Raw genomic sequence first — 26,243 nt, forward strand, 5'->3', positions numbered from 1 at the left:
GCGAAAAGATCGACATGCCTTATCCTGTTTCGCCCGCCGTCCCCTCGCGCGCGTGCCGGGGCGAGGCGGTATCCTGGTTCGCTGGTCCGTGGCCCCCGCTTCCTTGCCCCTTGCAGCGCAAAAAATATGAGGTTCGCGGCTCGCGGAAAGCGCTCGCTTGGGCTAGTCCCTAATCAATGTCAATACGCCGCCTGCCCGAACATCTGGTCAATCGTATCGCTGCCGGTGAAGTGGTCGAAAGACCCGCCAGCGCGCTCAAGGAAATCGTTGAAAACGCGCTCGATGCGGGTGCGACTCGGATAGCGGTGCGCTTGTCGAACGGGGGGCTCGACCGGATCGAGGTGAGCGACGACGGCTGCGGCATGGATTCCGCCGAGATGGTGCTGGCCCTGGAACGACATGCCACCTCCAAGCTGCCCGACGACGCGATAGAGAATGTCGCGACGCTCGGATTCCGGGGAGAAGCGCTACCGTCCATCGCCAGCGTCGCGCGCCTTTCGATCGACAGCCGTCCGCGTGGAGGCGAGGGGTGGAACCGCACCGTCGACAACGGCCAGCTGGTCGCCGAGGGGCCTGCCGCCTTGCCGCCCGGCACCCGTATCGCCGTGGAACAGTTGTTCGCAAGAGTCCCCGCGCGGCGCAAATTCCTGCGGTCGCCCAAGGCCGAATATGCCGCCTGCCTCGACGTGATGCGTCGTCTCGCCATGGCGCATCCGGCGGTCGCGGTATCGGTCGAGCATGACGGACGGCGCGTGCTGGGCGTGCAGGCCGGGGAGGCGCGGGAGGATCGGGTCGCGGCGCTCACCGACCGCCAACTGGCCGACAATCATGTCATCGTGTCGCTTGAGCGGGAGGGGATTCGCCTGTCGGGCGTGGCGTCGCTGCCGACATACAACAGGGGCGTGGGCGATCATCAATATCTGTTCGTAAATGGCCGTCCGGTGCGAGACCGCCTTTTGATCGGCGCGGTGCGGGGGGCCTATGCCGATATGTTGGCGCGTGACCGGCACCCGGTGGTCGCACTGTTCCTCGACGTGCCGGCGCAGGAGGTGGACGTCAACGTCCACCCCGCTAAGACCGAAGTGCGCTTTCGCGATCCCGCGCTGGTGCGCGGCATGATCGTATCGGGCGTGCGGCGCGCGCTCGACGCCGAGGGATTCCGCGCTGTTCAGATGGCGGACCCGGCGGCGCTGGCGGCGTGGCGGCCCGAGCCGGTGTCGCCCACGCCCATCGGCGCGATGCCGATCTTCGAGGCGGCGGCCCAGCCCGTCAGCTACAATCCGCTGTTCCCATCCGTCGTGGCGGATCGCAGGCCCTCCTTCATGGCGCCCCCTCCGCAGGCGCGCGCGGAACCCGCCGCCGCGCCCGCGCCCGAGGGCAACAGCTTCCCCTTGGGCGTGGCGCGAGGGCAGGTTGCGCGCACCTATATCGTGGCGGAGGCGGAAGACGGCCTCGTCATCGTCGATCAGCACGCCGCGCACGAGCGGCTGACGCTGGAGCGTATGCGACGCGCGATGGAGGGGCAGGGCGTCGCGAGCCAGGCGCTGCTGCTCCCCGAAGTGGTCGAATTGGACGAAACCGCTTGCGACCGGTTGGAAGCCCGCATTGCCGAACTGCGCGATTTCGGGCTGGAGCTGGAGCGGTTCGGGCCGTCCGCCATGCTGGTGCGCGCCGTGCCCGCGATGCTGGGGCAGTCGGATGTGCAGGGGATGGTGTCGGACTTGGCGGACGATCTGGCAGCTTACGATACCGCGCTTTCGCTGAAAGAGCGGCTCGACCTCGTCGCCGCCACCATGGCCTGCCACGGGTCGGTACGCGCGGGGCGAATACTGAGCGTGGCGGAGATGAACGCTCTGCTGCGCGAGATGGAAGTGACGCCACGGTCGGGCCAATGCAATCATGGCCGTCCGACCTGGGTCAAGTTGGGCCATGGCGATATCGAAAAGCTGTTCGGGAGGAAGTAGAATGATGGGTCCGCTCCTGATGCTAGCCGCTGCGTCCGGCGCGGTCGATTGTGCGGCGGCGCCGCCACTTGCCGAACCGTGGACGAGCTGGACGCAAAGCTGGACAGCCATGGCGGGAACGCAGCAAAGCGGCGCGCCGCCGCTGCTGCTGGGAAAGCCGGTGACGGCCATGCTCAACCCAGCGGACTATGTGCATTTCGCCGCCGATCCGGGAAAAGACGGCAAGCAGGGTTTCGGCGGCATCTTTACCCTTTCGGTAAAGCAAGCCGCGCGCGTCGGCATCGCGCTGTCCGGTCGGGCGTGGGTCGATGTGGTGAGCGGGACGGAAAAGCTGACGTCAGTCGATCACGGCCACGGGCCGGACTGTTCTGAAATGCGCAAGATCGTGTGGTTCGACCTTCCGCCCGGACGCCATATAGTGCAGGTCGCTGGAGCGAAAGCGCGGGAAATCCGGATTATGGCGGCGGACGCAAACGCCAACCGGTAGCGCCGCCTTAGGCCGGGCGGGTGCGCCACATGGCGATGGGGATCATCGTCAAAACCGGTTCGTCCAGCTGATTGACGATGGTGACCTTGTTCCGGACGATGCCCATTTCCGGGCGGCTTCTCGAAACTTTCGTTTCCAGGACGACGCTCGTTCCCCGCAGCGTGTCGCCGGGGCGCACCGGGCGCAGCCAGCGCAGTTCGTCCACACCCATCGCGCCGAGGCTTGCGGCCTGACGACCGGGTTGACGCTGCATTTCGGCGACGAACATCTTCATGAAAAGCGCGGTCGTGTGCCAGCCGCTCAAAGAAATCGTCCCGAAATGCGTGCCCGCAGCCGCTTCGTCCGACAGGTGGAAGGGCTGGGGATCGAATTCGGCGGCGAAGGCGACGGCCTCCTCCCTCGTAACCGTCGCAGGGCCGAAGTCGAAGCTGTCGCCGACGCGGATATCTTCGAAATAGACGATGTCGTCGACCATGGCTCTCTCCGTCGGGTGGCTGGAGCGAGCCTTATAGTCGGTTTCCGTTTACGTCAATGTCAGGTGATAGCGATAGAGGGCTGTCCGCGCGGGACCGTCAATGTCGCGCGGGTGCTGATCGCCCCGCCGGGCGTCGAAACGCGGTCGATGACGCGCATCTGGCTGGCCCACGCGTCCGGCGTCACTTCGCAAATCATATAGCCGCGCTGGTCGTTCAGGAATTTGAGCTGCGGATTGTTCTTCATCATGATGTCGCTGCCAGCCCGCAAATCCGACCCGTCGCCCCCCGACGCGATCGAGGTGGAAACGAATTCAACCGCCACCGGCTTGCCCTCGCTTTCCAGCAGACCGGCGAAATTCTGATGCTCGTCCCCGGTGAGGACGATCACATTGTCCAGCCCGCGCATCCTTGCCAGCAGCCGCTTGCGCGCAACTTCATATCCGGCCCAGCTGTCGAGATTGTAGATCTTGACCTTCTCATCGGCGTAGCGGCGGCGGTCGAGCGACATCATCATCACCTGTTGCGCGACGCAGTTCCACTTCGTCTGGCGGCGGGTCAGGTTGCGGTCGAGCCAGCTTTCCTCATCGGGCGACATGACCTGCGCCTTGGGATCGTCGATCCCGGCGCAGAACGTCTTGAACCCGTCATCGCAAGGCTGATCCGACCGGAAAGAACGGGTGTCGAGGAAGTCGATGGAGAGAAGGTCGCCGAAGCGGGCCTCGCGATACATGTTGGTGATGATGCCGTTCTTCGGCAGCATAGCGGCACGGACCGGCATATATTCATACCATGCCTGCAACCCGGCCTGGCGACGCAGGCGGAACACATCGGACGGCGCATCTTTCCAGTCGAAGTCGCTGACCCAGTTATTCTCGACCTCATGATCGTCGAAGGTTGGGAACCATGTATGCCGCGCTCGGGCGGCCTGAAGGTCGTAATCGCTCAGATACTGCGCATAGCGCAGGCGATAGTCGGTCAGGTCGAAACAGTCCTGCCCGACATGATGGCGGACCTGATCGACCGGCAGGTCATCCTTGTCATAGTCCGGCGCGCGCTGCTGATATTCGTAGATGAAGTCGCCATAATGGAACACGAAGGCGAGATCCTCCTCCCGTGCCAGATGCCGGAAGGCGGTGAAATAGCCGTCCTCGTAATTCTGGCATCCCGCCACGCCGAATTTGAGAGTGGAGAGGCTGGCCGACGCGAGCGGCAATGTGCGTGCCCGACCGCGCGGCGACCGGTCGCTTCCCACCGCGAAGCGATACCAATAGGGGCGGTCGGGTTGCAGGCCCGCCACCTCGACATGGACGCTGTGGCCCAGTTCGGGGCGGGCGGTCGCTTCCCCTGAGGCGACGACGGTCTTGAAGCGATCGTCGCTCGCGACTTCCCACTTCACCGGTAGCGGAGTCATCGACATCCCCCCGTGCGGCTCCAGCGGTTTCGGCGCGAGTTTGGTCCAGATGACGAAACCGTCAGGCGCCGGATCGCCGGATGTGACGCCGAGCGAAAAGGGATAGCCGGCAAACCAGGTCTGCGCCTTCAGGATGGCGGGTGCAGCGAGGGTGGGCGCGATGGTGGCGCTAGTCAGGATCTGGCGGCGGGTGAACATGGAGCGACCTTCGGATTCGGAAATGGTTGATCGGTGTCTTAGCCCGGTGTCTTAGCCGCGCAATATGACAGGATGGCGCACGGCTTCAGGCGACCCAGCCGCGCAGCGCGGCCCACGCTTGCGCCTTCCTCTCGCGAGTCATGCTGGCATAGGCGCCGCTGGAGGAAGGAAGGTCGATAAGGGCGAGGCCGGGGCGTTCGCCCAACTGCCTGCGGCCATGCGTCGCGGCGGTCCTGCCGTTGAACGCGACGGCCCGGAGCGCGGGAAGCCGGGCGACGAACAGACCAAGGTCGCGCAGTTCCGCGTCGCGAATGCTGCTGTCCAGGCTTCCTTCCCGCTCGGCGCTTTCGATCGCGTCCCACAGGCCGACACCGCGCGTGCGCATGCGCTTTAGCCGCATGGCGTAGGGGAGGGCGCGCAAATCCTCGTCCAACACTCCGCCCAGAAGATGCCAGAACGCATTGCCGCGATGGGCGTAATATTCGCCCTGTCGGATCGACGCTTCACCCGGCAGGCTGCCCAGGATCAGCAGGCGCGTGTCGGCATCGACGCTGGGCGGAAACGCTGCCTTGCGCTGGGCTGGCATCTGGCCGGGGCGCAGCGCCACGACGTCAGACGTTGAAACGGAACAGCATGATGTCGCCGTCCTGCGTCACATACTCCTTGCCTTCCGAGCGCCACTTGCCCGCTTCCTTCGCCCCGGTTTCGCCGTTGAACTGGACATAGTCGCCATAGGCCATGGTTTCGGCGCGGATGAAGCCTTTTTCGAAATCCGAATGGATCGCGCCTGCCGCCTGCGGGGCCTTGCTGCCGCGTGCGACGGTCCATGCCCGTGCTTCCTTGGGGCCCACGGTGAAGAAGGTGATGAGGCCGAGCAGTTCGTAGCCTGCACGGATGATGCGGGCGAGACCCGCTTCGGTAAGGCCCAGCGCCTCGAGATATTCGGCGCGTTCCTCCACCGGCATGGTGACGAGTTCCGCCTCGATCGCGGCGGAGACGATAACGGCCTTCGCTCCTTCGGCTGCCGCCTTTTCGAACACGCGGGCGGAATGGGCGTTGCCCTGAGACGCGGCGTCCTCCTCCACGTTGCAGACGTAAAGGACGGGCTTGGCAGTCAGCAATTGCGCCTGCGCGAAGATACGCTCTTCCTCGACATCGCGGGGCTGTGCCAGGCGGGCGGGCTTGCCTTCGCGCAACAGGTCGAGCGCTTGTCCCAGAACGGCGGCGGCGACCTTGGCTTCCTTGTCGCCCTGCGCTGCCTTCTTGGCGAAGGCGGGGACGCGCTTTTCCAGGCTTTCGAGGTCGGCGAGCATCAGTTCGGTTTCGACCGTCTCGGCATCGGCGATGGGATCGACCTTGCCTTCGACATGGGTGATGTCGTCATCCTCGAAGCAACGCAACACATGGACGATGGCGTCCACTTCGCGGATGTTTGCGAGGAACTGGTTGCCAAGGCCCTCGCCCTTCGACGCGCCGCGCACGAGGCCCGCAATGTCAACGAAGCTGAGCTGCGTTTCGATGATCTTGGCCGATCTTCCGATCTTCGCGATCACCTGAAGCCGTTCGTCGGGTACGGCGACGCGGCCCTCATTGGGTTCGATGGTGCAGAAGGGATAGTTTGCCGCTTGCGCTGCCTGCGTTTCGGTGAGCGCATTGAACAGGGTGGACTTGCCCACATTGGGAAGACCGACGATACCGCAACGAAAACCCATCTGATTGCCTTACACGATACGAGAATGACTGGATGCCGCGCCGATAGCGCTTCCCCGCGCGAAAGGCCAGCCTTGGGTCAGGCAGGCAAGCGTCCCGGCGCGGGGTGGACAAAAGGCGCAATTGCAATGGGCCATCGCGTCCCGACATGGGGGCGGACAGGAGAATATATGGACGATCACGGCGAACAATGGTGGACGGACGGCGCAGGCAAACGCTGGAAGAAGCGTCCGCCGTACGAGACGGGCGTCCTCGGCCGCTGCCCGCGATGCGGTGAGGGGCATATCTTCAAGGGGTTCCTGACGGTTCGCGATCATTGCGAGGTGTGCGGCCTCGATTACAGCTTTGCCGATCCGGCGGACGGTCCCGCGGTGTTCGTGCAATTGTTCGCCTGCGTGCCTGGCGTCATCTTCATCCTGATGCTGGAGATTCTGGCGCGTCCGCCGATATGGGTGCATATCGTCGTAGGCGTGCCCGTGGTGATCCTGACCACCGTTCTGCCGTTGCGCCCGATCAAGGGATGGCTGGTCGCGGCGCAGTTTACGACCCGCGCGCGGGAGGCTGGCACCAGCGCGCTGTGGAAGAGGCTGCACGGCGACGGGCGGCCCGATTAGCCGCCCTCCAACCTATATGTCCTGCGCGATGCGGGTGTAAAGTTCGGGGCGGCGGTCGCGGAAGAAGCCCATGCCCGCGCGGTGCGTCCTGGCCCTGACGAGGTCGAGCGTGGCGACCAGGGCGCCATTGTCCTTCGCATCCGCTTGCGCGAGAAAGTCGCCCCACTCGTCCGTGATGAAGCTGTGGCCGTAGAATTTCTGGCCTTCCTCGTCCCCGATGCGATTGGCCGCGATGACCGGCATGCAATTGCTGACGGCGTGGCCGATCATGGCGCGCCGCCACATGCGGCTGGTGTCGAGGTCGGCGTCATAGGGTTCCGATCCGATGGCGGTCGGGTAGAAGAGCATCTCCGCGCCCATCAGCGCCATGACGCGGGCGGTTTCGGGATACCATTGGTCCCAGCAGATGCCGACGCCTACGGTGCCGTAGCGCGTGTTCCACACCTTGAAGCCGGTATTGCCGGGGCGGAAATAATATTTCTCCTCATAACCCGGCCCGTCGGGAATGTGGCTCTTGCGATAGACACCCATGATCTCGCCCTCGTCGTCGATCATCGCAAGCGAATTGTAATAATGGTGGCCGTCGCGTTCGAAGAAGCTGGTCGGGATGTAGACGCCCAGGTCCTTCGCCAGCTTGCGCATTTCCTGCACCGCCGGGTGGCTGTCGACCGGCTGGGCGGTGGAGAAGAGCGCTTCGTCCTCGACCCGGCAGAAATAGGGGCCTTCGAACAGTTCGGGCGGCAGGATGATCTTCGCCCCGCGTATGGCCGCCCGGCGCACATGGTCGGCGACCATGGCGATATTGTCGTCCATGTCGTCCGAAAAGGCGAGTTGCAGGGCGGCGACGGTTACCTGGGTCATTCTTCGGGTCCGGTGAGGTCAGAGGGAAGGCATCTGCTGGCTGCAACAATGGAAGCTGCCGCCGCCCGACAATATGGCGTCGCTGCGCAGTCCGACAATGTCCCGCCCCGGAAAGAAGGGCCGAAGCGCGTCGAGCGCCGCCTGGTCGTTAGGCCGACCGTAGACGGGAACGATGACAGCAGCGTTGCCCACGTAGAAGTTCATGTAGCTGGCCGGAATCGCTTCGCCATCCACCTCGACACGACCGGGCGAGGGGATGTCCACCACCTCAACCCCATGCGCCTTCGCGCGGGTGCGGGCGTCGGCGTAGATGGCGGCGTTGGGATCGTCGTGCGTCGTCGCGACCGGAAGCGCGAGCTTGCCCGGCGCGACGAAACGGGCGAGGTTGTCGACATGGCCGTCCGTATGGTCGTTGAGCAGACCGTCGCCCAGCCATAGCATGTCGGACAGGCCGAGCGATCCGGCCAGCAACGTTTCGATCTTGCCGCGATCGAGGTTCGGGTTGCGGTTTGGGTTGAGCAGGCATTGTTCGGTCGTGACGAACAGGCCAGTGCCATCGGTGTCGATCGCGCCGCCCTCGAACACCCAGTTCTGCGTTTGCACGGGAAAGCCCGTGGTCGCCGCCAGCCGCGCGCCGATATCCTCATCGCCCGCCATCCGATATTTGCCGCCCCAGCCGTTGAAGCCGAAATCGACCAGCGCACGTGCCTTGTCCGCTGTTCCGTTCATCACGGCGATGGGGGCGGTATCCCGCAGCCATACGTCGCCCAGATGCGCGACAACGATGTGGACAGCTGCATCGACCATTGCACGCGCCGCTAAGGCGTCTTCTTCGTTGTCGACGACAAGTCGCACCTCCTCGCCCTTGCCGCCCGCGTGAAGCGCGTTGGCGAAAGCGGCGATCTGCTGCCGGGCGGCGTCGAACGCGCCGGGCCATTCTGCAGGATCGGTCGGAAACCCGATCCAGGTCCAGTCGTGCGGTGCCCATTCGGCAGGCATACGGAATGTCATCGGAACGGCCTTTTCATAACGGAACGGGGTGACGCTCCCTTTAGCAGCCGCAGGCCGCCAGGGGGAGCGTCTTGTCGTCGCTTATTTGCCAGCGCGGTCCTTGTCGCGAATGGCGCGGAACTCGTCGCCCGGGACCCAGTTGGGCCAGTCCGCTGAGGTCGCCAGATCGCGTCCGACCGCATAATAAAGCTTGAGGTCGGCCAGCACGCCGCTCCAGTCCCAGTTGGGATCATATTCGTCCTTGGGGCCGTGGTAGCGGTTTTGGGTATAATCCTCCGCCGCGGCGATGCCCGCTGCCGTGCCGCCCTTCACCAGATCCTCGCCGCCCTCGAAATAGAGCATAGGCACGCCATGCTTGGCGAAGCTGAAATGGTCGGAACGATAGTAGAAGCCCTTTTCCGGGGTCGGTTCCTCCGTCGCGACACGGCCCTGCGTCTTGAGAGCACGGTCGAGATAGGCGTCGAGCTGCGACTTGCCCTTGCCGATCACGACGACGTTCCTCGCAAGGCCAGCGACACTGAGCGCGTCCATGTTGACGCCGCCCACGGTCTGGCGGAACGGAAAGACGGGATGATCGCCATAATAAGCGGAACCCAGCAGGCCCGATTCCTCACCGGTGACGGCCAGGAACACCTGGCTCCGGTCGGTCGGTCCGGCCTTCACATTGGCTTCTGCCAGCGCGACCAGCGCCGCCGTGCCGGTCGCGTTGTCCACCGCGCCGTTGCAGATATCGTCACCGTCGGGCGCCGCCTTGCACCGGCCGAGATGATCCCAGTGCGCGCTGTAGAGTACATACTCCTGGGGACGCGTCTTGCCCGGCAGCAGGGCGACGACATTCTTGCTGTTGTGTTTGCGCAAGGCGTTGTCGAAGGACACGCTCGCCTTGACGCTGGCCAACGGCACGGCCCTGAAGCCCTTGCGCTTGGCGGCCGCCATCTGCTCTTCGAGATTGAGACCGGCGCTGGCGAAAAGAGCGGCGGCCTTGTCCTTCTGAATCCAGCCGATCGCCTTGCTCTGACCCGCATTGCCGTTGGCGCTGTCGGCGACCTGCTGCGCGCCGGTCCAGCTCGACTGGACGACGTTCCAGCCATAGGCGGCGGGGACCGTGTCATGGACGATGATCGCGGCGGCGGCGCCCTGACGCGCCGCTTCCTCGAACTTGTAGGTCCAGCGGCCATAATAGGTCATCGCGCGCCCGTTGAAAGGACCGGTCAAGCCCTGCGTCTCATAGTCCGGATCGTTGACGAGGATGACGACCGTCTTCCCTTTCACGTCCAGTCCGGCATAATCGTTCCAGCCCTTTTCGGGCGCATTGATGCCGTAGCCTACAAAGACGACGGGGCTGTCCTCGACCTCGATATGCGGTTGCGCGGTGCGGTAGGTGCCGATCACCATCTCCGGCCCGTAGGCGGCGTTCACCGTGCCCTTGCCCCCGGAGAAGGTCAGCGGCGACACATTCTTCGCCGCGATCTCCACCAACGGCACGTCCTGAAACCAGCTGCCCTTGTTGCCGGGCTTGAGGCCGAGCCTGCCGAATTCCGCCGATAGCAGGGCCAGTGTCTTTTCCTCGCCCGGGGTGCCCGGAGCGCGGCCTTCGAACGCGTCGGAAGAAAGCTCCTTCACCAGCCGCTTCATGGTGTCGATGGAAGGTTCGGCACCAGTCGCGGCAGCGGGCTTTTTAGCAGCCGGGGCCGCAAGGGCCGGCGAGGAAAAGGCGAGAATGGCGGCGATGGCCGCGACGGAGCTGCGCATGAGTGGTCCCCTTGTTCTACAGAGGGCAGGTGATGCCACCGCGCGTGCGGGCGCGCAAGATTGTTGCGCGCAGGAAAAAGGGCGGCTCCCTTGCGGGGCCGCCCTTCCTATATTTCGTGCGTCCGAGAACTTAGCGCGAATAGAATTCGACGACGAGGTTCGGTTCCATCTTCACCGGATAGGGCACTTCGTCGAGCGTGGGTACGCGGACATAGGTGACCTTGGCGGTGCCATCCGGCGACACATAGTCGGGGATGTCACGCTCGGGCAGGCTCTGCGCTTCGAGCACCAGCGCCATTTCCTGCGCCTTCTTGCCGAGCGTGATTTCGTCGCCGGGCTTCACCAGACGCGAGGCGATGTTGCACTTCACGCCGTTCACATAGATGTGGCCGTGCGAAACGATCTGACGTGCGGACCAGATGGTCGGCGCGAACTTCGCGCGGTAGACGACCGCGTCGAGGCGACGCTCCAGCAGGCCGATCAGGTTCTGGCCGGTGTCACCCTTCATGCGGGCGGCCTCGACATAGTTCTTCTTGAACTGCTTTTCGGTGATGTCGCCGTAATAGCCCTTGAGCTTCTGCTTGGCGCGCAGCTGGATGCCGTAGTCCGACATCTTGCCCTTGCGGCGCTGACCGTGCTGGCCGGGGCCATATTCGCGCTTGTTGACCGGGCTCTTAGGGCGACCCCAGATGTTTTCACCCATCCGGCGGTCGAGTTTGTACTTGGCGCTGGAGCGCTTCGACATGATAATTCCTTACAAAAGCTTTTGACGTTCGTTCACCGTCCGAAGATGGCGAATGTGGTTTCCGGTATCGCCTGCTTGCCATGTTTCAGGGGCAGGGCCGCCGCTTCACCGGAGTTCGGAGCCCATTGCGAAGGCGCGCCTATGACGAGGCGGGACCGTGCTGTCAACCCCTCGACATGCCGTCGTACGGGGCTTAATTCAGCTTATCATGAACCCCGAAAACTACTCCACCATGGAACAGGTGCGCGCAGGCGTCGACAATCTCGACCGTCAGATCGTCGCCCTGCTGGCCCAGCGCTTTGCCCATATGCGCGCGGCGGCGCGGATCAAGAACGGGCGCGAGGCTGTGCGGGACGAGGCGCGCAAGGCCGAAGTCATCGCCAACGCCAGCGCCGAGGCGGAGGCTGCTGGCCTGCCGGGCGACATGATCGCGCAGCTATGGGACCAACTGGTCGAACTGTCCATCGCCTATGAAATGGAAGAGTTCGACCGCACGCGGACCTAACGTCGGCGGGGCGTTCCCAGCGAGGACAGAACCCCGCGCAGGGTGCGCACCTCCAGATGATTCCAGCCGGGCTTGGTCAGCAGGTTGCGCAAAGTCCGTTTCGTGGCGGGCGCGCGGTCGGGCGGGAAGAAATAGCCCGTGCCCTCCAGCAGCGTTTCGAACTGGACGATCATGCCCTCCAGTTCCTCCTGCGGCGCAGGTTCGCCAAGGTCCGTGAGCGTGGGTTGGACGAGGCTGGCCTGTTTCGACCATTCGTAGGCGCACAGGATGACGGCCTGCGCCAGGTTGAGCGAGCCGAACTCGGGATTGATGGGCACGGTCAATATCTTGCGAGCGAGCGCGACATCGTCGGTTTCGAGCCCAGAACGTTCCGGCCCGAAGACGTAGGCGCTGCGGCCCTCGACACTATGGATTTCCCGCGCGGCTTCCTCCGGGGTCACGACCGGTTTGGTGACGCCGCGCTTGCGCACGGTGGTCGCGTAGACATGCGCGCAATCGGCCACCGCATCGGCCAGTGACGCATATACCTGCGCATTGTCGAGCACCATATCCGCCCCTGCCGCAGCGGGGCCTGCGTCGGGGTTGGGCCAGCCATCGCGGGGCGTGACGAGGCGCATTTCGGTCAGGCCGAAATTGAGCATCGCACGCGCCGCCTTGCCGATATTTTCGCCCAGTTGCGGGCGGACAAGGACGATGACGGGCGGCGGGGTCACGGCATCATTCACGCGCGACCTCCTGCACCGTGCCGGCGAATTCCTCGAAATCCTTGGCGTCGGTGAAATCCTTGTAGACGCTGGCGAAGCGTATGTAGGCGACGCTGTCGAGGCGCTTCAGCCCCTCCATCACCATTTCGCCGATGGACCGCGCTGGCACTTCGCTCTCGCCGCTGGTTTCCAACTGGCGTTGTATGCCCGAGATCAGCTTTTCCAGACGACTGGGGTCGATCGGACGCTTGCGGCAGGCGATGCCGATGGAGCGGGCCAGCTTGTCACGGTCGAACGCTTCCTTGCGGCCTTCGCTCTTCACCACCCATATGTCGCGCAGCTGGATGCGTTCGAACGTGGTGAAGCGCGCGCCGCATGCTTCGCACTGGCGGCGACGGCGGATGGCGGCACCATCCTCCGTCGGCCGACTGTCCTTCACCTGGCTGTCTTCATGCGAGCAAAAAGGGCAGCGCAAGGGCGATCAGCCCTGATAGATCGGGAAACGTGCGGTCAGTGCCAGCACCTTTTCGCGCACATGCGCCTCGACCTGGCCGTCGCCTTCGTCCCCGTTGCGGTTGAGGCCCTCCACGACTTCGGCGATCAGGCGGCCGACTTCGCGAAACTCCTCTTCGCCAAAGCCGCGCGTCGTGCCCGCAGGCGTGCCGAGGCGAACGCCAGAGGTGACGAACGGGCTGGCGGTGTCGAACGGCACGTTATTCTTGTTGCAGGTGATGTAGGCACGGTCGAGCGCCTTTTCCGCCGCCTTGCCGGTCGTATTCTTGGCACGCAGATCGACAAGCATCAGGTGGTTGTCGGTGCCGCCCGAAACGATAGAGAGGCCCGCGTCGGCGAGCGTTGCCGCCAGCGCCTTGGCGTTGGCGACGATCTGGTGGGCGTAAGCCTTGAACTCGGGCGTCAGCGCTTCCTTGAAAGCGACGGCCTTGGCCGCGACGATGTGCATCAGCGGACCGCCCTGGAGGCCGGGGAAGATCGCGCTGTTGAGCTTCTTGGCGATGGCTTCGTCGTTCGAGAGGATGATGCCCGAGCGGGGACCGCGCAGCGACTTGTGCGTGGTGGTGGTCGTGACATGCGCATGCGGCACGGGCGAGGGGTGCGCGCCGCCCGCAACGAGACCCGAAAAGTGCGACATGTCGGCGAGCAGATAGGCGCCCACTTCGTCGGCGATCTCACGGAAGCGTTCGAAATCCCATACCCGCGAATAGGCGGTGCCGCCGCAGATGATGAGCTTGGGCCGGCTTTCGCGCGCGATGCGGGCGACTTCGTCCATGTCGATGAGATGGTCGTCCTTGCGCACGCCATAGGCGACCGGGTTGAACCATTTGCCGCTCATATTGACAGGCGAACCGTGCGTCAGATGACCGCCAGAGGCCAAGTCGAGCCCCATGAAGGTGTCGCCCGGCTGGAGCAGGGCGAGGAACACGGCCTGGTTCATCTGGCTGCCGCTGTTGGGCTGAACATTGGCGAAGTTGGAGCCGAACAACTGCTTCGCCCGGTCGATGGCGAGGTTTTCGACGATGTCGGCATATTCGCAGCCGCCATAATAGCGCTTGCCCGGATAGCCTTCGGCATATTTATTGGTGAAGATCGATCCGGCGGCTTCGAGAACCGCCTTGGACGCGATATTTTCGGACGCGATCAACTCGATCTTGTCCTGCTGGCGCTTCAGCTCCTTGCCGATCGCGTCAAAGATTTCGGGGTCCGCGTTGGCGAGATTTTCGCTGAAGAAGCCTTCCTGGCGGATGGCGGGCGAGAGAGTGTCGGTGCTCATCGAAAATCCTTTCAGAGCGCGGGATGGGATAGCTTGTCGACGCGGGGTCCGTGGCGACCGCCGCCGAAATCGGTGGAAAGAAACGCGGAGACGCAGGCTATGGCCATGTCGATCCCGGTCAGACGCGCGCCCATGGCAAGGACATTGGCATCATTATGTTCGCGCGCCAGCGCGGCGGAGAGCGGTTCGCCCACCAGCGCGCAGCGGCAGGCGGGGTTGCGATTGACCGCGATGGAAATTCCGATGCCCGATCCGCACAGCGCGACGCCGCGCTCCGCCGCGCCGGACGCGACCGCCGTCGCAAGCTTGTAACCATAATCGGGATAATCGACGCGGTCGGCGGTCGCCGGGCCGAGATCGTCCACGTTATGCCCTTCGTCGCGCAGCCACTGCGCCAGTTCGGCCTTCAATGCGATGGCAGCATGGTCGGAAGCGATGGCGATGCGCATGGGATACTCGCGACAGGTGATTCGGGTGCTGGCGCCTATCTAGTGTCGCGGGCGGCATTTGACCACGATGTCTTGAGGGGACGGCCCGTTCGGGCGCACGGAGCAGGGACGATGACCCGATGGGCAGCTTCAACGCGCGACCGTGCCGTCCTATGCGGTTGGGATGATCGAACCGCGTCTGCCCCGCCTGCTGGGGTTCATGGGCCTGTTGCCGCAGGTATTTGCGCTCTTCATCCTGTGGCTCGACGACCCGGCATGGTCGTTCGCGGCGCTGGCGCTCAGCTATTTTTATGCAGCCACGATTCTGTCTTTCCTCGGCGGCATGTGGTGGGGGATGGCCGCCCGCGCCGATCGTCCGCCGGGCTGGATTTTCATCGCCGCCGTGCTGCCGCAACTGATCGCCTTCTTTTCGGCGTGGCCGTGGGTGGTGGGCGCAGCCTGGCCGCAGCCTTCGATGATCCTGTTGGGCTTTGCCATCGTCGCCACGTTACCGGTCGACTGCGCCCTCTACCGAAGGGGAATTGCGCCCCTCTGGTGGATGAGCCTGCGCATGCCACTGTCGATAGGGCTTGGCCTTCTGACCGTCATCGGTGCATTGCTGCCCGCACCATGAGCGATATCATCCTATCCATCCTGATGCTGGCGGGGATCGTCCTGACCGGCGGCGGCATCCATGTCATCGTCAAGCGCAAAGACCGCAAACGCGGAGCTTTGATGATCGTGGCCGGGTTGGTCATGTTCGGTAACGTCGCCATCGGCGCCATACCGGGACGCGACCTTCCCGTGCTGGAGCGACGCCCTTAGAGCACGTCGCCGAACATGAACCAGATGAGGGCGAGCCATGCGATAAGCCCGACGACGCCTATAATGATGCCGAAGCGGGCGCGGATCGCGGGCCAGAGGCCGCCCTGTTCGTCTTCGGCATCGTGCTGCATCCCTGTCGCCTAGCGGCAGGGCGCGGCGGGTTCAACCCGCCGTCGCCTCGGGCTCCGCCGCGGCGGCCTGTCCGGCGGCGGTGAGGCGGCCGGTGAAGGCTTCCCGCCACCAGCGTATGTCCTGTTGCTCGACGCTGTCCATCATCGCGCGCCAGCGGCGCTTGCGCTCGTCCAGCGGCATGGCGAGCGCGCGAAGGATGGCGTCGGACATTTCCTCGGGACTGTACGGATTGATGAGCAGCGCATCGCGCAATTGCATCGCCGCCCCGGCGAACCGTGACAGGATAAGAACCCCGGGATCGTCGGGATCCTGCGCCGCCACATATTCCTTCGCGACGAGGTTCATCCCATCGCGCAACGGCGTCACGAGGCCGATACGCGCCGCGCGATAGATGCCCGCCAACTCGTCGCGCGGGTAGCCCTGGTTCACGTAGCGGATCGGGGTCCAGTCCACGTCGCTATATTCGCCGTTGATCCGCCCGGCCAGCGCATCGAGCGTGGCGCGGATATGCTGGTAGCTCTGCACGTCCCCGCGCGAGGGCGGCGCGACCTGGGTCAGCACGATCTTGCGATGATGTTCGGGATGGTCTTTCAGGAAGCGGGCGTAGCCGTTGAAGCGTTCCTCCAGCCCCTTGCTGTAGTCGAGCCGGTCCACGCCCACGATCAGCGGGCGGTCCTGAAGCGAAGCGCGGACCTTGTCGAACATGGAGCGTGCCGTTTCGCTGGCGGCGGCGTCCTTGAAGTCCTGCGCGTTGATGCCGATGGGACAGGCGATGGCCTGGATCGTCCGGTCGCCGACCGTCACATAGTCGCCGTCCACGGTCCCGCCCATTTCGCGTTCCACATAATGGCGGAAGGATTCGAGCCATTCTTCGGTGTGGAAACCGACCACGTCATAGGCGAAAAGCGTGCTGACCAGTTTGCTGTGATGGGGCAGCGATACCAGCAGGCGGGTCGGCGGCCAGGGGATGTGGAGAAAGAACCCCATGCGGTTCTTGAGGCCGCGATCGCGCAGCATCTGGCCGAGCGGGATCAGGTGATAATCATGTATCCACAGAATGTCGTCGGGTTCGATGAGCGGACTGGCGGTTTCGGCGAACCGTTTGTTTACGCGATTATAGCCGCCTTCGAAATCGCGGGCATATTCGGCAATGTCGATACGGAAGTGAAACAGGGGCCAGAGCGTCTTGTTCGCGTAGCCGTTATAATATTCGTCGACATCCTGTTCCTCCAGATCGATCGTGGCGGTCTTGACGCCCTGATCCTCGGAAAAGGCGATGTGGCCGGTGAAGCTGTCCGTCGTTTCCCCCGACCAGCCGAACCACATACCCCGGCTTTCGCGCAAGGCCTGCGCAAGGGCGACCGCAAGGCCGCCCTGATTGCCGGCCTTGTTGGGCCGGCTGACACGGTTGGATACGACGATCAGGCGGCTCATCGTATGGCGCTCCATGGTTTGCTCAGCAAGACGGCGCAGTTGATGATGCCGACCAACGAATAGGTTTGCGGGTAATTGCCCCAGAGTTCCCCGTTCTGGGGGTCGATGTCTTCCGAAAGGAGACCGGCGGCGGTGCGGCGGGACAGCATTTCCTCGAACAGGGTGCGCGCTTCTTCCGTCCGGCCGGTGCGGTACAGTGCCTCGATCAGCCAGAAGGTGCAAACGTTGAACGCGGTGACCGGCTCGCCGAAATCGTCGGGCGCGCTATAGCGCAGCATGTCATTCCCGCGCCGCAAGTCAGCCTCCAGCGCGGCGAGCGTGCCGACGAACTTGGGATCGTCCGCCGTCAGGAAGCGCAGGTCGAGCAACTGGAGCAGCGAGGCGTCGCGAGCGTCGTCCTCGAAATTGGCGGAGATGGCCTGGCTGTCCTCCCGCCATGCCTTGTCTAGGATGCGCGCCTTCATCGTCTCGGCGCGGTTCTGCCAATGGACCGCGCGTAGGTCGAGGCCAAGGGCGGTCGCCGCGTGGGCCAGCCGGTCGCACGCCGCCCAGCACATGACAGCGCTATAACTGTGGACATGGGCGCGGGTGCGCAGTTCCCACAGGCCCGCGTCGGGCTGGTCATAGACCTGCCAGGCCCGTTCGCCCACAGCTTCCAGCGCTTCGAAATCGGCATGGCCCGCCATGCGCAGAAGGCGGCGGTCGATGAACCCCTGGACCGAGGACAGGACGATCTGCCCATAGGCGTCGTGCTGGACCTGGCTATAGGCGGCGTTCCCGACGCGCACCGGCCCCATGCCGCGATAGCCGGGCAGACTTTCGGCCTCCCATTCCGTCAGCGTCGCGTTGCCGCGCACGTCGTAAAGCGGTTGGATATGCCCGCCCTTGGCACCGTCGACGATGTTGCGCAGATAGACGAGGTAGGTTTCCAGCACGTCGAGCGCACCGAGCCGATTGAGCGCCTCCACGGTGTAATAGGCGTCGCGCACCCAGCAATAACGATAGTCCCAGTTGCGCCCGCTGTCGGCATGTTCGGGAATCGACGTGGTGAGCGCTGCGACGATGGCGCCGGTTTCTTCATGCTGGCACAGCTTCAGGGTAATGGCGGACCGGATCACCGCTTCCTGCCATTCGGCGGGGATCGCGAGGCCGCGAACCCATATCTGCCATTCGTTGATCGTATCGTCGAGCATCCGCTCGATCGCCGGGCGCAGCGCGTCGGAGAATCCTTCGTCCGGCCCCATGAAGAAATGCATGTCCTGTTCGAGGCGGAACCAGCTTTCCTGGCTAATGAGGCCGATGGGCGCGTTGGTGGACACCCGCATCGCCATGTAGGACAGCACCATACGAATGTGGTTGGAGCCGTAGTTGATCGGCACCTTGTCTGCATTCCAGCTGGTCGAGGGGCGCAATTTCACCCGGATGCGTGCGGACCCCGATACCGGGCGGACGATGCGCGCGAAGGCGACCGGGCGATACATCCGCCCCTTGTGCCGATGGCGAGGGCAGAAATCGATGATCTCTATCGCGTTGCCTTGCGCATCGGACTGTCGAGTGACGAGGATCGGCGTGTTGCGGATATAATGCTGTTCGACCGCAACGCAGTTTTCCAGCTCGATGGCCCAGAATCCGCGCGATTGCTCATCATCCCAGTGTTTGTCGTCGAGCAGGGCGGAAAATACGGGGTCTCCATCGACCCGGGGGACGCATGCCCACACCATGCGCCCGGCACGGTCGATAAGAGCGGAGGCCTGGCAATTGCCGATGGGCCAAAGGTCCAGGGTGCGGGCGGCATCGCCCATCGGTCCTGCGGATGAACTTTCGGGATTGGTGCTGATAGGTCTGCCCCTTGCGCGGTGTTCAAGCGTATGGGCCGCCTATCGGCCGAGCCGGGCAGCCTCCTGCCCCAGATAATGCCTGACGGCCTCAACCTGTTCCAGCGAAAAGCTTGCAGCCGTATCGCGCGACGGGCCGACCAGGATGCCGTAACCACCGAGGCCCGTCACCGCATCGAAGCCTTCCTCGTCGGTCACGTCGTCCCCGAAGAAGACGGGAACGCCGTCCGTGAAAGGCGCACGCCGCATCAGGCTAAGCACTGCGCTGCCCTTGTCGGCTCCGCCCGGCCGTACTTCGAACAGCATCTTCCCGCGCTGCACCACCAGGTCATGTTCTGCAGCGAGCGAAACGGCGAGCGCTTGCGCGGCATCGGCGCTGGCGGGCGCGCCGCGATAATGAAGGCCAACGCTGATCGACTTGCGTTCCACCAGCACGCCCGGCCAATCGGCGGCGAAATCCCTGAACCGGGTTTCGATGGTGTCGATCGCCGTCAGCCGGTGAGGCGCCTCTACCGCCCCACCGGGCGCCGCGAATTCGAGACCGTGTGTCCCGGCCAGCATGAAATCGCCAAGCCCCATCGCGCGCAAGGCATCTACCGACCGTCCGCTGACGATGGCGAGGCGGCCTGCCAGCCCTTCTTGCAGCACGGTCAACAGGTCCAGAAGGGCTTGGTCCGCCGCGACATCGTCCGGACTGTCGGCGATGGGCACCAGCGTTCCGTCGAAATCGAGGAACAGCGCCGCACCGTCAAGGAGGGCGGGCGGCGGCAGGGGAAGGGTGAGTGTCGGCAAGGGGGAGGATGAGGTCACGGGGGCAAAGTGGCATCCCCGCCCGATTTGACAACCCCCGTTCTGACCCGACCGGCAATTTCCTTGCGACCGCGGCATCCAGTGGCGAAACCGTTTCCGTTTCGCCCCCGCTTTGCTATCCGATCCGCGATGAGTGATTTTCGCGACCCGTTCGACGCTATCAAGGACCATCCCTTCGACGAGGCGCTGTCGCAGCGCTACCTCGTCTATGCGCTCTCGACCATCACGGCGCGATCATTGCCGGACCTGCGCGACGGGCTGAAGCCGGTGCACCGGCGACTGCTCTGGGCGATGCGCCTTCTGCGGATGGAGCCGGGCGGCGCGAACCCGGACGTGCTGGTCGCCAATCCCGCACGCAATACGACGCCGTACAAGAAATGCGCGCGCGTCGTGGGTGACGTGATCGGCAAGTATCACCCGCATGGCGATGCGTCGGTGTATGACGCGATGGTGCGGTTGGCGCAGGATTTTTCGCTGCGCACGCCGTTGGTCGACGGGCAGGGCAATTTCGGCAATATCGACGGCGATAACGCGGCAGCGATGCGCTACACAGAAGCGCGCCTGACGCAGGCCGCCGCCGATCTGATGGCGGGGCTGGACGAAGGCACCGTCGATTATCGCCCGACCTACAATGGCGAGGACGAGGAGCCGGAGGTTTTTCCCGGCCTCTTTCCCAACCTGCTCGCCAACGGTGCAAGCGGGATCGCGGTCGGCATGGCGACGAGCATTCCGCCGCACAATGTATCCGAACTGATCGACGCCGCCAACCTGCTGATCGACGATCCCGATACCGATCATGCCGCCTTGATGCAGGTGGTGCGAGGCCCCGATTTCCCGACCGGCGGCGTGCTGGTGGACAGTCCGTCCATCATATCCGAAGCCTATACCACCGGGCGGGGCGCGTTCCGAACGCGGGCGCGCTGGCACAAGGAAGATGGCGGGCGCGGCACCTGGATCGCGGTCGTCACCCAAATTCCCTATCAGGTGCAGAAGTCCAAGCTGATCGAGCAGATCGCCGTGCTCATCAACGACAGGAAGCTGCCGATCCTGGCCGATGTACGCGATGAGAGCGACACGGAAATCCGCATCGTCATAGAGCCGCGCGCCCGGACCGTGGACGAACAGGTCCTGATGGACAGCCTGTTCCGGCTGACCGATCTGGAAACGCGTTTCCCGCTCAACCTCAACGTATTGGACGCGACCCATACGCCGCGCGTGCTGGGCCTTAAACCGCTGCTGATCGAATGGCTCAAGCATCAGATCGACGTTCTGGTGCGCCGGGCGCAGCACCGGCTTGCCAAGATCGCGGATCGGCTGGAACTGCTCGACGGCTATATCATCGCCTACCTCAACCTCGACCGAGTGATCGAGATCATCCGCACCGAGGACGAGCCCAAGGCGGTGATGATGGCTGAGTTCACGCTGACCGATCGGCAGGCCGAAGCGATCCTCAACATGCGCCTGCGATCGCTGCGCAAGTTGGAGGAGATGGAATTGCGGCGCGAACATGATGCGCTGCTCAAGGAAAAGGACGAGCTGGAAAAGCTGGTCGAAAGCCCCGCACGGCAGCGGACGCGCCTGAAGAAGGACCTCGCTGCCCTGCGCAAGCGCTACGGTCCGGAAACCGACATGGGTCGGCGGCGCACGCTGGTGGAAGAGGCCGCGCCCGCGCGCGAAATTCCGTTGGAGGCGATGATCGAGCGCGAGCCGATCACCGTTATCCTGTCGGAACGCGGATGGATCAGGGCGATGAGCGGGCATCGGGATCTGGCGGCGGCCGACACCCTCAAATTCAAGGAAGGCGACGGACCGCAATTCGCTTTCCACGCCTACACGACCGACAAGCTGTTGATGGCGACCGTGAGCGGGCGCGTCTACACGCTGGGGTCGGACAAGCTGCCGGGCGGACGCGGCTTCGGTGACCCGGTGCGGTCGCTGGTCGACATGGACAATGAAGGATCGATCGTCGCGCTGATGCCCGCGCGCGTGGGCGGCGAGTTGCTGCTGGCGTCATCGGACGGTCGCGGCTTTATCGCCGCGACGGGCGACATCATGGCGGAAACCCGCAAGGGCAAGCAGGTGGTCAATATTCGCGCCGGCGCGACGCTCAGCGTGATCCGGCCCGTTCCCTCCGAGGCGGACAGCGTCGCTGTGATCGGCGAGAACCGCAAGCTGCTCGTCTTCGCGCTGAGCGAAATGCCCCGCATGACGCGGGGACAGGGCGTGCAGATGCAGCGCTACCGCGACGGGGGACTGTCCGATGCGATTGCGTTCCGCCTGGCGGACGGCCTGAGCTGGACGATGGGGGGAGACACGGGCCGTACCCGAACGGAAAGCGATATGCTGCCGTGGAAGGTTGCGCGCGGGGCGGCGGGGCGGATGCCGCCCACGGGCTTCCCGCGCGACAATAAATTCTGACGCGCACGCAAGCGTGTAGCGTTTCCCGAAAATTTACTTCTTGCCGATAAAGCGGACGGATGGATTCCGTTTCGGTCCGCAATTGGACGGTCGATCCGACCGACGATACGCCTCTGCCCGGGGAGGTGGAGGCGCATCCTGACCAGAGCGCACCCTTCGCCGATTGGTTGGGAGCCTTGCCGCAGGCCGCCGCAATCCTGACTTGCGACGACCGCGGCATCACGTCGCTGAACGGCAACAAGCGGTTCCGTGCCGCAGTCGGTGAATCTGCCGGTCGTCGTCAGGCGGACAAGGCGGCAACCGAATGGCGCGACCGCATTCTGGCGTTCGCGCGGTCGGAGCGGGCGTCCGACAGTTTCGAAATGCGTCGCGAAGGCAAGCTGGGTCCGGAATATTTCCTTTGCACGATCGGGCGATTGCCGGGAACGCAAGGGGGCGAGACGCAATATCTCTTTACTGCCATCGACCGCACGACCGAGCGCACGATCGAGAAGAATCTCCGCCGTGAGCTGTTGTCTGACGGGCTGACCGCTCTTCCCAACCGCACCGGTTTCGGGGAGGAGATCGACGACCGGATCGCCAATTCCGCCTGGCCCGAAAATGCGCAGTTCGGGATCATCGCCATCGACCTTAGCCGCTTCAGCCGGGTGAACGAGTCGCTGGGCCCCATGGCAGGCGACGAATTGCTCATCACGGTGGCCAAGCGGCTCAAGTCCAGTCTGCGGCAGGGAGACGTGCTGGCGCGGATCGGCGGAAACGATTTTGCGATTTTCGCGCGGCTCAACAACGGGCTGTCGGACGCGCTGCATATCGTCCAGCGGATCCGCGAATCGATGAGCATGCCGATCCGTCTCAGCGATCTTCAAATCCGGGTCGACTGCGCCATCGGCTGCGCGCTGTCGATCAACCAGGACGACGACCCGGATGATGTGGTGCGCAAGGCGCAGGCCGCGGTGAAGATCGCCAAGCGCACCGGCAAGGTCGAAATATATCGTAACGGGGTTCTTAAGGAAGCACAGCGGCGTTTCTCCATCGAGAGCCGGTTGCGCGACGCGCTGGCGCGGGGCGGGCTGACGCTTGCGTTTCAGCCCCTCATTCACCTGCCCACGGGCGAGATTACGGGGTTCGAGGCGCTTGCGCGCTGGCAGGACGAGGAATTGGGCTTCGTGTCGCCTGCCGAATTCATACCGGTAGCGGAGGAAAGCGGCCTTATCACGCCGCTCGGACGCTGGGCGACCTATGAAGCGGCGCAGGCCTTGTCGCGCTGGGACGCAAAGTTCGGGCAGGTGCTGCCGGTCGGAATCAACGTCAACCTGTCGCCCATCCAGATGGCGCGCGACGATGTGGCGTCGATGTTCGAGGAAGCGCTGCGCTATTCGGGCGTAGCCGGCAATCGCCTGACCGCCGAAATTACCGAAAGCGCAATCGTCGCCGACCCCGACAAGGCGCGCAAGCTGCTGGTGGCATTGAAAGACCTGCAGATGCCGATCGCCATGGACGATTTCGGCACGGGCTTTTCCAACCTCGCCAGCCTGCACAGCCTGCCCATCGACATTCTGAAGATCGACCGGAGCTTCGTCACGTCGATGCTGGAGGATCATGACAAGCGGGTGATCGTCCGCACGATCCTGTCGCTCGCCGAATCGCTGAACCTCAGGGTAACGGCGGAAGGAATCGAGACACAGCAACTGGCCGACGCTCTGCAACAAATGGGCTGCTGGCAGGGGCAGGGCTATTATTTCGCAAAAGCCATGACCGAGGCAGAAGCCTATGACTATTGGCGGGCGCGCTGGAATTTCGAGACGATCTGATCCGCGATAGCATCGACCCGGTTCGCATCGGGAAAGCCTTCCGCAACCCAGGTCCGTTCAACCTCCTGCAACGCTTTCGCCACGTTCGGGCCAGGCGCTATCCCGCGCGCGATCAGCGCCCCTCCGCCTATGGGTAGCTGCGGCGGAATCCAACCATCGATTTCGGCGGCTTGCGCCGGATCGCGCGCCGGGTCCAGCAGGATACGGTCAACGGCACTCTCCGTCCCGATGCGATGGGCCAGCGCGCGGGCAGGTTCATAAGCGTCCAGGCCAACCGCAAACACGAGCCGCTTGCGCGCCTTGTTCGATAATTTGAGACGCGCGCCGACATGATCCGCGACGATGGGATCGGCGGGAAGGAGGGCGGCGAGGCGGCGGATGGCGGACCCTTCCGCTCCGGCAGCGCTTTCGCGTGCGACGAGGCGGTCCAGTCGCGCGACGCCCTCCGCTGTCACTTCGGGCAGGACCGGGGCGAGGATCGCCCCGTCGACCATCAGGCGGATGGCATGCACGGGGCTCTTGCCACCCAGCAGTTTAAGCAGTTCGTCCGCAATTCGCTCACGCGACAATGCCATGAGGCTGTTCGCCGCCTCCTTGCACGCATCGTAGGCGGCGGCGTCCAGTTCGTCTCCGCCGTAACGGGCGAGGAAGCGGAAATACCGCAGGATGCGCAGATGATCCTCCGCGATGCGCGCGGCTGCGTCTCCGATGAAACGCAGCCGTCGGGCCTTGAGGTCGTCCACGCCGCCGAAATAATCGCTGATGGCGCCGCTGACCGGATCGGCATAGAGCGCGTTGACGGTGAAGTCGCGCCGCGCGGCGTCCTCCCGCCAGTCGTCGGTGTAGGCGACGGTCGCGCGTCGTCCGTCGGTGCTCACATCGCGCCGCAGGGTCGTGATCTCGACGGGGCCGTCCGGCAGAATCGCGGTCACGGTGCCATGATCGATCCCGGTCGGCACAGCCTTGATACCGGCGTCCTTCAGGCGGTCGACAACGGCATGCGGATCGAGCGTGGTCGCGATATCGACATCGTTGACGGGAAGGCCGAGCAGGCTGTCGCGCACCGCTCCGCCGACAAAGCGCGCTTTGCCGGCCGGAGCGTCCAGCGCGGCCAGCAGGCCGTCCAGTCCGGGGCGATGCCGCCAGGGCATGTCAGGCAGGCGGTCGGTCATGGCCCAGCCTCCGCGACAGGTTGGCGAGAATGGCGGCGGTAATCCCCCAGATGCGGCGGCCTTCCCACATGATCTCGTAATAATGGCGCGTGCTGCCGCCAAATTCCATTTCGCGCCGGACGCGATTGGCCGGATCGAGCGCATAGGCGAGCGGGAGTTCGAAAAGGTCGGCGACTTCATCCTCCTGCGCGCGCAGCGGCAGGTCGGGGGGGATGACGCCGAGCACGGGAACGATATCGAATCCGGTAAAGGTCGGATAGCGGTCGGACGTGCCGACGATGTCCACGCATTCGGGGGGAAGGGCGATTTCTTCCTGCGCCTCCCGCAGCGCGCCTGCGATCTCGTCTGCGTCTCCGGCGTCGACACGGCCCCCGGGAAAGGCGATCTGACCAGCATGTTTGCGCAACGAGGATGACCGCTCTGTCAGGATGAGGCCGGGGTTCGTTCGGTCCGTCACGGCCACGAGCACCGCCGCGGGCGCAAGCGCGATGTCGCCGGTAATGCGGGGATCGCGCAGTTCCTCGGGTGGCAGGCTGAACCTGCTGCCTTCCCTCAACGCGGCACGCAGCCGGTCGGCGAGGGTCATGCCGCTCCATCCAGGGGGAAGAACGCGCCGCCGCTCCACAGGCCGACATGTTCACCCTCTTCGTCGAGGGCGAGGTTCATGAGTTCATAATAGACGCTGCGGACGATCAGCGCCTCCATGCCGCCCCTGACATGGAGATAGGGGTGCGGGCCATCGGGCGTTTCGCGTAGGACAAGCCTGTGATCGGACCCGGCGGTCACGAAATCGCCGCTGTTGAGGCGAAAGGCGAGCGTCCGGTCGCGGCCTTCGCCCTCGCTCCTGAGTTCGACGGCAACGAAGGGCGCGTCGTCCACCGCGATGTCGAGCTTTTCGACGGGCGTCACAAGGACGTGGCGACCGTCCGGCTCCCGCCGCAGGATGCTGGAAAAGAGGCGCACCATCGTTTCCCGTCCGATGGGCGATCCCTGATGATACCAAGTGCCATCTCGCCCGATCCGCATTTCGCTGTCACCGCAATGGGCAGGATTCCATTGTTCCACCGGCGGCAGGCGTTTTTCCTGCGCCAGCCGCGCGATGTCGGTCAGGGACAGAGTGGACAGGTCGGGGAGGGGCTCCATGGGCATGG

General features: G+C 64.4%; 26 protein-coding genes and 1 pseudogene. 8 read left to right on the plus strand and 19 right to left on the minus strand.

Annotated features, from left to right (window positions below; genetic code table 11):
- Positions 1-176 precede the first annotated feature (176 nt).
- Both mutL and DI606_RS04110 read left to right on the plus strand, forming a co-directional pair.
- Entirely contained in the window at positions 177-1,964 is a 1,788-nt protein-coding gene (gene mutL, locus DI606_RS04105; protein WP_293979993.1) for a DNA mismatch repair endonuclease MutL, read from the plus strand.
- Between the two features lies 1 nt (position 1,965).
- Positions 1,966-2,451: a hypothetical protein gene (locus tag DI606_RS04110; RefSeq protein ID WP_293979995.1), complete on the plus strand. Its 486-nt coding sequence runs from the start codon at positions 1,966-1,968 to the stop codon at positions 2,449-2,451.
- A 7-nt stretch (positions 2,452-2,458) separates the two neighbouring features.
- Here the strand turns inward: DI606_RS04110 and DI606_RS04115 are convergent, their stop codons facing one another.
- The 4 genes from DI606_RS04115 to ychF all read right to left on the minus strand — a co-directional run bounded on the left by DI606_RS04115 (position 2,459) and on the right by ychF (position 6,248).
- On the minus strand, positions 2,459-2,926 hold the full coding sequence (locus DI606_RS04115) for a MaoC family dehydratase (RefSeq protein ID WP_293979997.1): 468 nt from the start codon (positions 2,924-2,926) through the stop codon (positions 2,459-2,461).
- A gap of 59 nt (positions 2,927-2,985) precedes the next feature.
- On the minus strand, positions 2,986-4,536 hold the full coding sequence (locus tag DI606_RS04120) for an alkaline phosphatase D family protein (protein WP_293979999.1): 1,551 nt from the start codon (positions 4,534-4,536) through the stop codon (positions 2,986-2,988).
- A gap of 85 nt (positions 4,537-4,621) precedes the next feature.
- The gene (locus DI606_RS04125) at positions 4,622-5,122 is read right to left on the minus strand and encodes a DNA-deoxyinosine glycosylase (RefSeq protein ID WP_293980212.1); all 501 of its coding nucleotides are present in this window, start codon (positions 5,120-5,122) and stop codon (positions 4,622-4,624) included.
- Between the two features lie 25 nt (positions 5,123-5,147).
- Complete coding sequence (gene ychF / locus DI606_RS04130) at positions 5,148-6,248, minus strand: redox-regulated ATPase YchF (protein WP_293980001.1); 1,101 nt, start codon at positions 6,246-6,248, stop codon at positions 5,148-5,150.
- A gap of 168 nt (positions 6,249-6,416) precedes the next feature.
- On the opposite strand from ychF, the gene DI606_RS04135 reads away from it, so the two are divergent.
- On the plus strand, positions 6,417-6,860 hold the full coding sequence (locus tag DI606_RS04135) for a DUF983 domain-containing protein (RefSeq protein ID WP_293980003.1): 444 nt from the start codon (positions 6,417-6,419) through the stop codon (positions 6,858-6,860).
- Between the two features lie 12 nt (positions 6,861-6,872).
- Here DI606_RS04135 and aguB read toward each other — a convergent pair whose 3' ends face one another.
- The 4 genes from aguB to rpsD all read right to left on the minus strand — a co-directional run bounded on the left by aguB (position 6,873) and on the right by rpsD (position 11,229).
- On the minus strand, positions 6,873-7,721 hold the full coding sequence (aguB, locus tag DI606_RS04140) for an N-carbamoylputrescine amidase (RefSeq protein ID WP_293980005.1): 849 nt from the start codon (positions 7,719-7,721) through the stop codon (positions 6,873-6,875).
- Between the two features lie 18 nt (positions 7,722-7,739).
- Complete coding sequence (locus DI606_RS04145; RefSeq protein WP_293980007.1) at positions 7,740-8,732, minus strand: agmatine deiminase family protein; 993 nt, start codon at positions 8,730-8,732, stop codon at positions 7,740-7,742.
- Positions 8,733-8,813: 81 nt separating this feature from the next.
- Complete coding sequence (locus DI606_RS04150) at positions 8,814-10,484, minus strand: M28 family metallopeptidase (RefSeq protein ID WP_293980009.1); 1,671 nt, start codon at positions 10,482-10,484, stop codon at positions 8,814-8,816.
- Between the two features lie 130 nt (positions 10,485-10,614).
- Positions 10,615-11,229: a 30S ribosomal protein S4 gene (gene rpsD / locus DI606_RS04155; protein ID WP_066700900.1), complete on the minus strand. Its 615-nt coding sequence runs from the start codon at positions 11,227-11,229 to the stop codon at positions 10,615-10,617.
- 208 nt (positions 11,230-11,437) lie between these two features.
- Between rpsD and DI606_RS04160 the strand changes: the two genes are divergently transcribed.
- On the plus strand, positions 11,438-11,734 hold the full coding sequence (locus DI606_RS04160; protein ID WP_293980018.1) for a chorismate mutase: 297 nt from the start codon (positions 11,438-11,440) through the stop codon (positions 11,732-11,734).
- Here the strand turns inward: DI606_RS04160 and DI606_RS04165 are convergent.
- The 4 genes and pseudogenes from DI606_RS04165 to rpiB form a co-directional block, all read right to left on the minus strand.
- Positions 11,731-12,441 (minus strand): annotated as a pseudogene (locus tag DI606_RS04165) (RNA methyltransferase); the annotation flags it as partial. The gene DI606_RS04160 and the pseudogene DI606_RS04165 overlap by 4 nt on opposite strands.
- 10 nt (positions 12,442-12,451) lie before the next feature.
- Positions 12,452-12,913: a transcriptional regulator NrdR gene (gene nrdR / locus DI606_RS04170; RefSeq protein WP_066700902.1), complete on the minus strand. Its 462-nt coding sequence runs from the start codon at positions 12,911-12,913 to the stop codon at positions 12,452-12,454.
- A 6-nt stretch (positions 12,914-12,919) separates the two neighbouring features.
- A complete protein-coding gene (gene glyA / locus DI606_RS04175) occupies positions 12,920-14,227 on the minus strand; it encodes a serine hydroxymethyltransferase (protein WP_293980019.1) in 1,308 nt (435 codons plus the stop codon).
- 11 nt (positions 14,228-14,238) lie between these two features.
- A complete protein-coding gene (gene rpiB, locus DI606_RS04180) occupies positions 14,239-14,676 on the minus strand; it encodes a ribose 5-phosphate isomerase B (protein ID WP_293980020.1) in 438 nt (145 codons plus the stop codon).
- A 163-nt stretch (positions 14,677-14,839) separates the two neighbouring features.
- On the opposite strand from rpiB, the gene DI606_RS04185 reads away from it, so the two are divergent.
- Both DI606_RS04185 and DI606_RS04190 read left to right on the plus strand, forming a co-directional pair.
- Positions 14,840-15,289, plus strand: a complete 450-nt coding sequence (locus DI606_RS04185) for a DUF3429 domain-containing protein (protein ID WP_293980022.1) — start codon at positions 14,840-14,842, stop codon at positions 15,287-15,289.
- Positions 15,286-15,480, plus strand: coding sequence for a hypothetical protein (locus DI606_RS04190; RefSeq protein WP_293980024.1), 195 nt, complete (start codon positions 15,286-15,288; stop codon positions 15,478-15,480). Before DI606_RS04185 ends, DI606_RS04190 begins: the two co-directional genes overlap by 4 nt.
- Here DI606_RS04190 and DI606_RS04195 read toward each other — a convergent pair.
- From DI606_RS04195 to otsB, 4 genes are all read right to left on the minus strand, one after another.
- A complete protein-coding gene (locus tag DI606_RS04195; protein ID WP_293980026.1) occupies positions 15,477-15,611 on the minus strand; it encodes a hypothetical protein in 135 nt (44 codons plus the stop codon). The genes DI606_RS04190 and DI606_RS04195 overlap by 4 nt on opposite strands.
- Before the next feature lie 31 nt (positions 15,612-15,642).
- Positions 15,643-17,046 (minus strand): alpha,alpha-trehalose-phosphate synthase (UDP-forming), encoded by a 1,404-nt coding sequence (gene otsA, locus DI606_RS04200; protein ID WP_293980028.1) that lies wholly within the window; start codon positions 17,044-17,046, stop codon positions 15,643-15,645.
- Positions 17,043-18,848, minus strand: a complete 1,806-nt coding sequence (locus DI606_RS04205) for a glycoside hydrolase family 15 protein (protein WP_293980029.1) — start codon at positions 18,846-18,848, stop codon at positions 17,043-17,045. The genes otsA and DI606_RS04205 overlap by 4 nt, the downstream gene beginning before the upstream one ends.
- A 75-nt stretch (positions 18,849-18,923) precedes the next feature.
- A complete protein-coding gene (otsB, locus tag DI606_RS04210) occupies positions 18,924-19,691 on the minus strand; it encodes a trehalose-phosphatase (RefSeq protein ID WP_293980030.1) in 768 nt (255 codons plus the stop codon).
- Positions 19,692-19,820: 129 nt separating this feature from the next.
- Here otsB and parC point away from each other — a divergent pair, with 129 nt between their 5' ends.
- Together parC and DI606_RS04220 are read left to right on the plus strand one after the other, a co-directional pair.
- Positions 19,821-22,109 carry a DNA topoisomerase IV subunit A gene (gene parC, locus DI606_RS04215; protein ID WP_293980032.1) on the plus strand — a complete coding sequence of 763 codons (2,289 nt, stop codon included), beginning with the start codon at positions 19,821-19,823 and terminating at the stop codon, positions 22,107-22,109.
- A 59-nt stretch (positions 22,110-22,168) separates the two neighbouring features.
- A complete protein-coding gene (locus tag DI606_RS04220; protein ID WP_293980034.1) occupies positions 22,169-23,920 on the plus strand; it encodes a bifunctional diguanylate cyclase/phosphodiesterase in 1,752 nt (583 codons plus the stop codon).
- Here DI606_RS04220 and DI606_RS04225 read toward each other — a convergent pair.
- The 3 genes from DI606_RS04225 to DI606_RS04235 are packed head-to-tail and all read right to left on the minus strand — an operon-like array spanning position 23,884 to position 26,241.
- Positions 23,884-25,092, minus strand: a complete 1,209-nt coding sequence (locus tag DI606_RS04225; protein WP_293980036.1) for a CCA tRNA nucleotidyltransferase — start codon at positions 25,090-25,092, stop codon at positions 23,884-23,886. The genes DI606_RS04220 and DI606_RS04225 overlap by 37 nt on opposite strands.
- Positions 25,073-25,678 carry a CoA pyrophosphatase gene (locus DI606_RS04230; RefSeq protein ID WP_293980037.1) on the minus strand — a complete coding sequence of 202 codons (606 nt, stop codon included), beginning with the start codon at positions 25,676-25,678 and terminating at the stop codon, positions 25,073-25,075. Before DI606_RS04230 ends, DI606_RS04225 begins: the two co-directional genes overlap by 20 nt.
- On the minus strand, positions 25,675-26,241 hold the full coding sequence (locus DI606_RS04235) for a DUF1285 domain-containing protein (RefSeq protein ID WP_293980038.1): 567 nt from the start codon (positions 26,239-26,241) through the stop codon (positions 25,675-25,677). The genes DI606_RS04230 and DI606_RS04235 overlap by 4 nt, the downstream gene beginning before the upstream one ends.
- Between the last annotated feature and the right edge of the window lie 2 nt (positions 26,242-26,243).

This window comes from Sphingobium sp., from assembly GCF_003248505.1.
GTDB lineage: Bacteria > Pseudomonadota > Alphaproteobacteria > Sphingomonadales > Sphingomonadaceae > Sphingobium.

What these genes read in the sequence shown, in the direction of transcription:
- mutL (WP_293979993.1), top strand. Translation starts at nt 177, where the DNA reads ATGTCAATACGCCGCCTGCCCGAACATCTGGTCAATCGTATCGCTGCC.
- DI606_RS04110 (WP_293979995.1), top strand. Translation starts at nt 1,966, where the DNA reads ATGATGGGTCCGCTCCTGATGCTAGCCGCTGCGTCCGGCGCGGTCGAT.
- DI606_RS04115 (WP_293979997.1), bottom strand. Translation starts at nt 2,926, where the DNA reads ATGGTCGACGACATCGTCTATTTCGAAGATATCCGCGTCGGCGACAGC.
- DI606_RS04120 (WP_293979999.1), bottom strand. Translation starts at nt 4,536, where the DNA reads ATGTTCACCCGCCGCCAGATCCTGACTAGCGCCACCATCGCGCCCACC.
- DI606_RS04125 (WP_293980212.1), bottom strand. Translation starts at nt 5,122, where the DNA reads ATGCCAGCCCAGCGCAAGGCAGCGTTTCCGCCCAGCGTCGATGCCGAC.
- ychF (WP_293980001.1), bottom strand. Translation starts at nt 6,248, where the DNA reads ATGGGTTTTCGTTGCGGTATCGTCGGTCTTCCCAATGTGGGCAAGTCC.
- DI606_RS04135 (WP_293980003.1), top strand. Translation starts at nt 6,417, where the DNA reads ATGGACGATCACGGCGAACAATGGTGGACGGACGGCGCAGGCAAACGC.
- aguB (WP_293980005.1), bottom strand. Translation starts at nt 7,721, where the DNA reads ATGACCCAGGTAACCGTCGCCGCCCTGCAACTCGCCTTTTCGGACGAC.
- DI606_RS04145 (WP_293980007.1), bottom strand. Translation starts at nt 8,732, where the DNA reads ATGACATTCCGTATGCCTGCCGAATGGGCACCGCACGACTGGACCTGG.
- DI606_RS04150 (WP_293980009.1), bottom strand. Translation starts at nt 10,484, where the DNA reads ATGCGCAGCTCCGTCGCGGCCATCGCCGCCATTCTCGCCTTTTCCTCG.
- rpsD (WP_066700900.1), bottom strand. Translation starts at nt 11,229, where the DNA reads ATGTCGAAGCGCTCCAGCGCCAAGTACAAACTCGACCGCCGGATGGGT.
- DI606_RS04160 (WP_293980018.1), top strand. Translation starts at nt 11,438, where the DNA reads ATGAACCCCGAAAACTACTCCACCATGGAACAGGTGCGCGCAGGCGTC.
- glyA (WP_293980019.1), bottom strand. Translation starts at nt 14,227, where the DNA reads ATGAGCACCGACACTCTCTCGCCCGCCATCCGCCAGGAAGGCTTCTTC.
- rpiB (WP_293980020.1), bottom strand. Translation starts at nt 14,676, where the DNA reads ATGCGCATCGCCATCGCTTCCGACCATGCTGCCATCGCATTGAAGGCC.
- DI606_RS04185 (WP_293980022.1), top strand. Translation starts at nt 14,840, where the DNA reads ATGATCGAACCGCGTCTGCCCCGCCTGCTGGGGTTCATGGGCCTGTTG.
- DI606_RS04190 (WP_293980024.1), top strand. Translation starts at nt 15,286, where the DNA reads ATGAGCGATATCATCCTATCCATCCTGATGCTGGCGGGGATCGTCCTG.
- DI606_RS04195 (WP_293980026.1), bottom strand. Translation starts at nt 15,611, where the DNA reads ATGCAGCACGATGCCGAAGACGAACAGGGCGGCCTCTGGCCCGCGATC.
- otsA (WP_293980028.1), bottom strand. Translation starts at nt 17,046, where the DNA reads ATGAGCCGCCTGATCGTCGTATCCAACCGTGTCAGCCGGCCCAACAAG.
- DI606_RS04205 (WP_293980029.1), bottom strand. Translation starts at nt 18,848, where the DNA reads ATGGGCGATGCCGCCCGCACCCTGGACCTTTGGCCCATCGGCAATTGC.
- parC (WP_293980032.1), top strand. Translation starts at nt 19,821, where the DNA reads ATGAGTGATTTTCGCGACCCGTTCGACGCTATCAAGGACCATCCCTTC.
- DI606_RS04220 (WP_293980034.1), top strand. Translation starts at nt 22,169, where the DNA reads ATGGATTCCGTTTCGGTCCGCAATTGGACGGTCGATCCGACCGACGAT.
- DI606_RS04225 (WP_293980036.1), bottom strand. Translation starts at nt 25,092, where the DNA reads ATGACCGACCGCCTGCCTGACATGCCCTGGCGGCATCGCCCCGGACTG.
- DI606_RS04230 (WP_293980037.1), bottom strand. Translation starts at nt 25,678, where the DNA reads ATGACCCTCGCCGACCGGCTGCGTGCCGCGTTGAGGGAAGGCAGCAGG.
- DI606_RS04235 (WP_293980038.1), bottom strand. Translation starts at nt 26,241, where the DNA reads ATGCCCATGGAGCCCCTCCCCGACCTGTCCACTCTGTCCCTGACCGAC.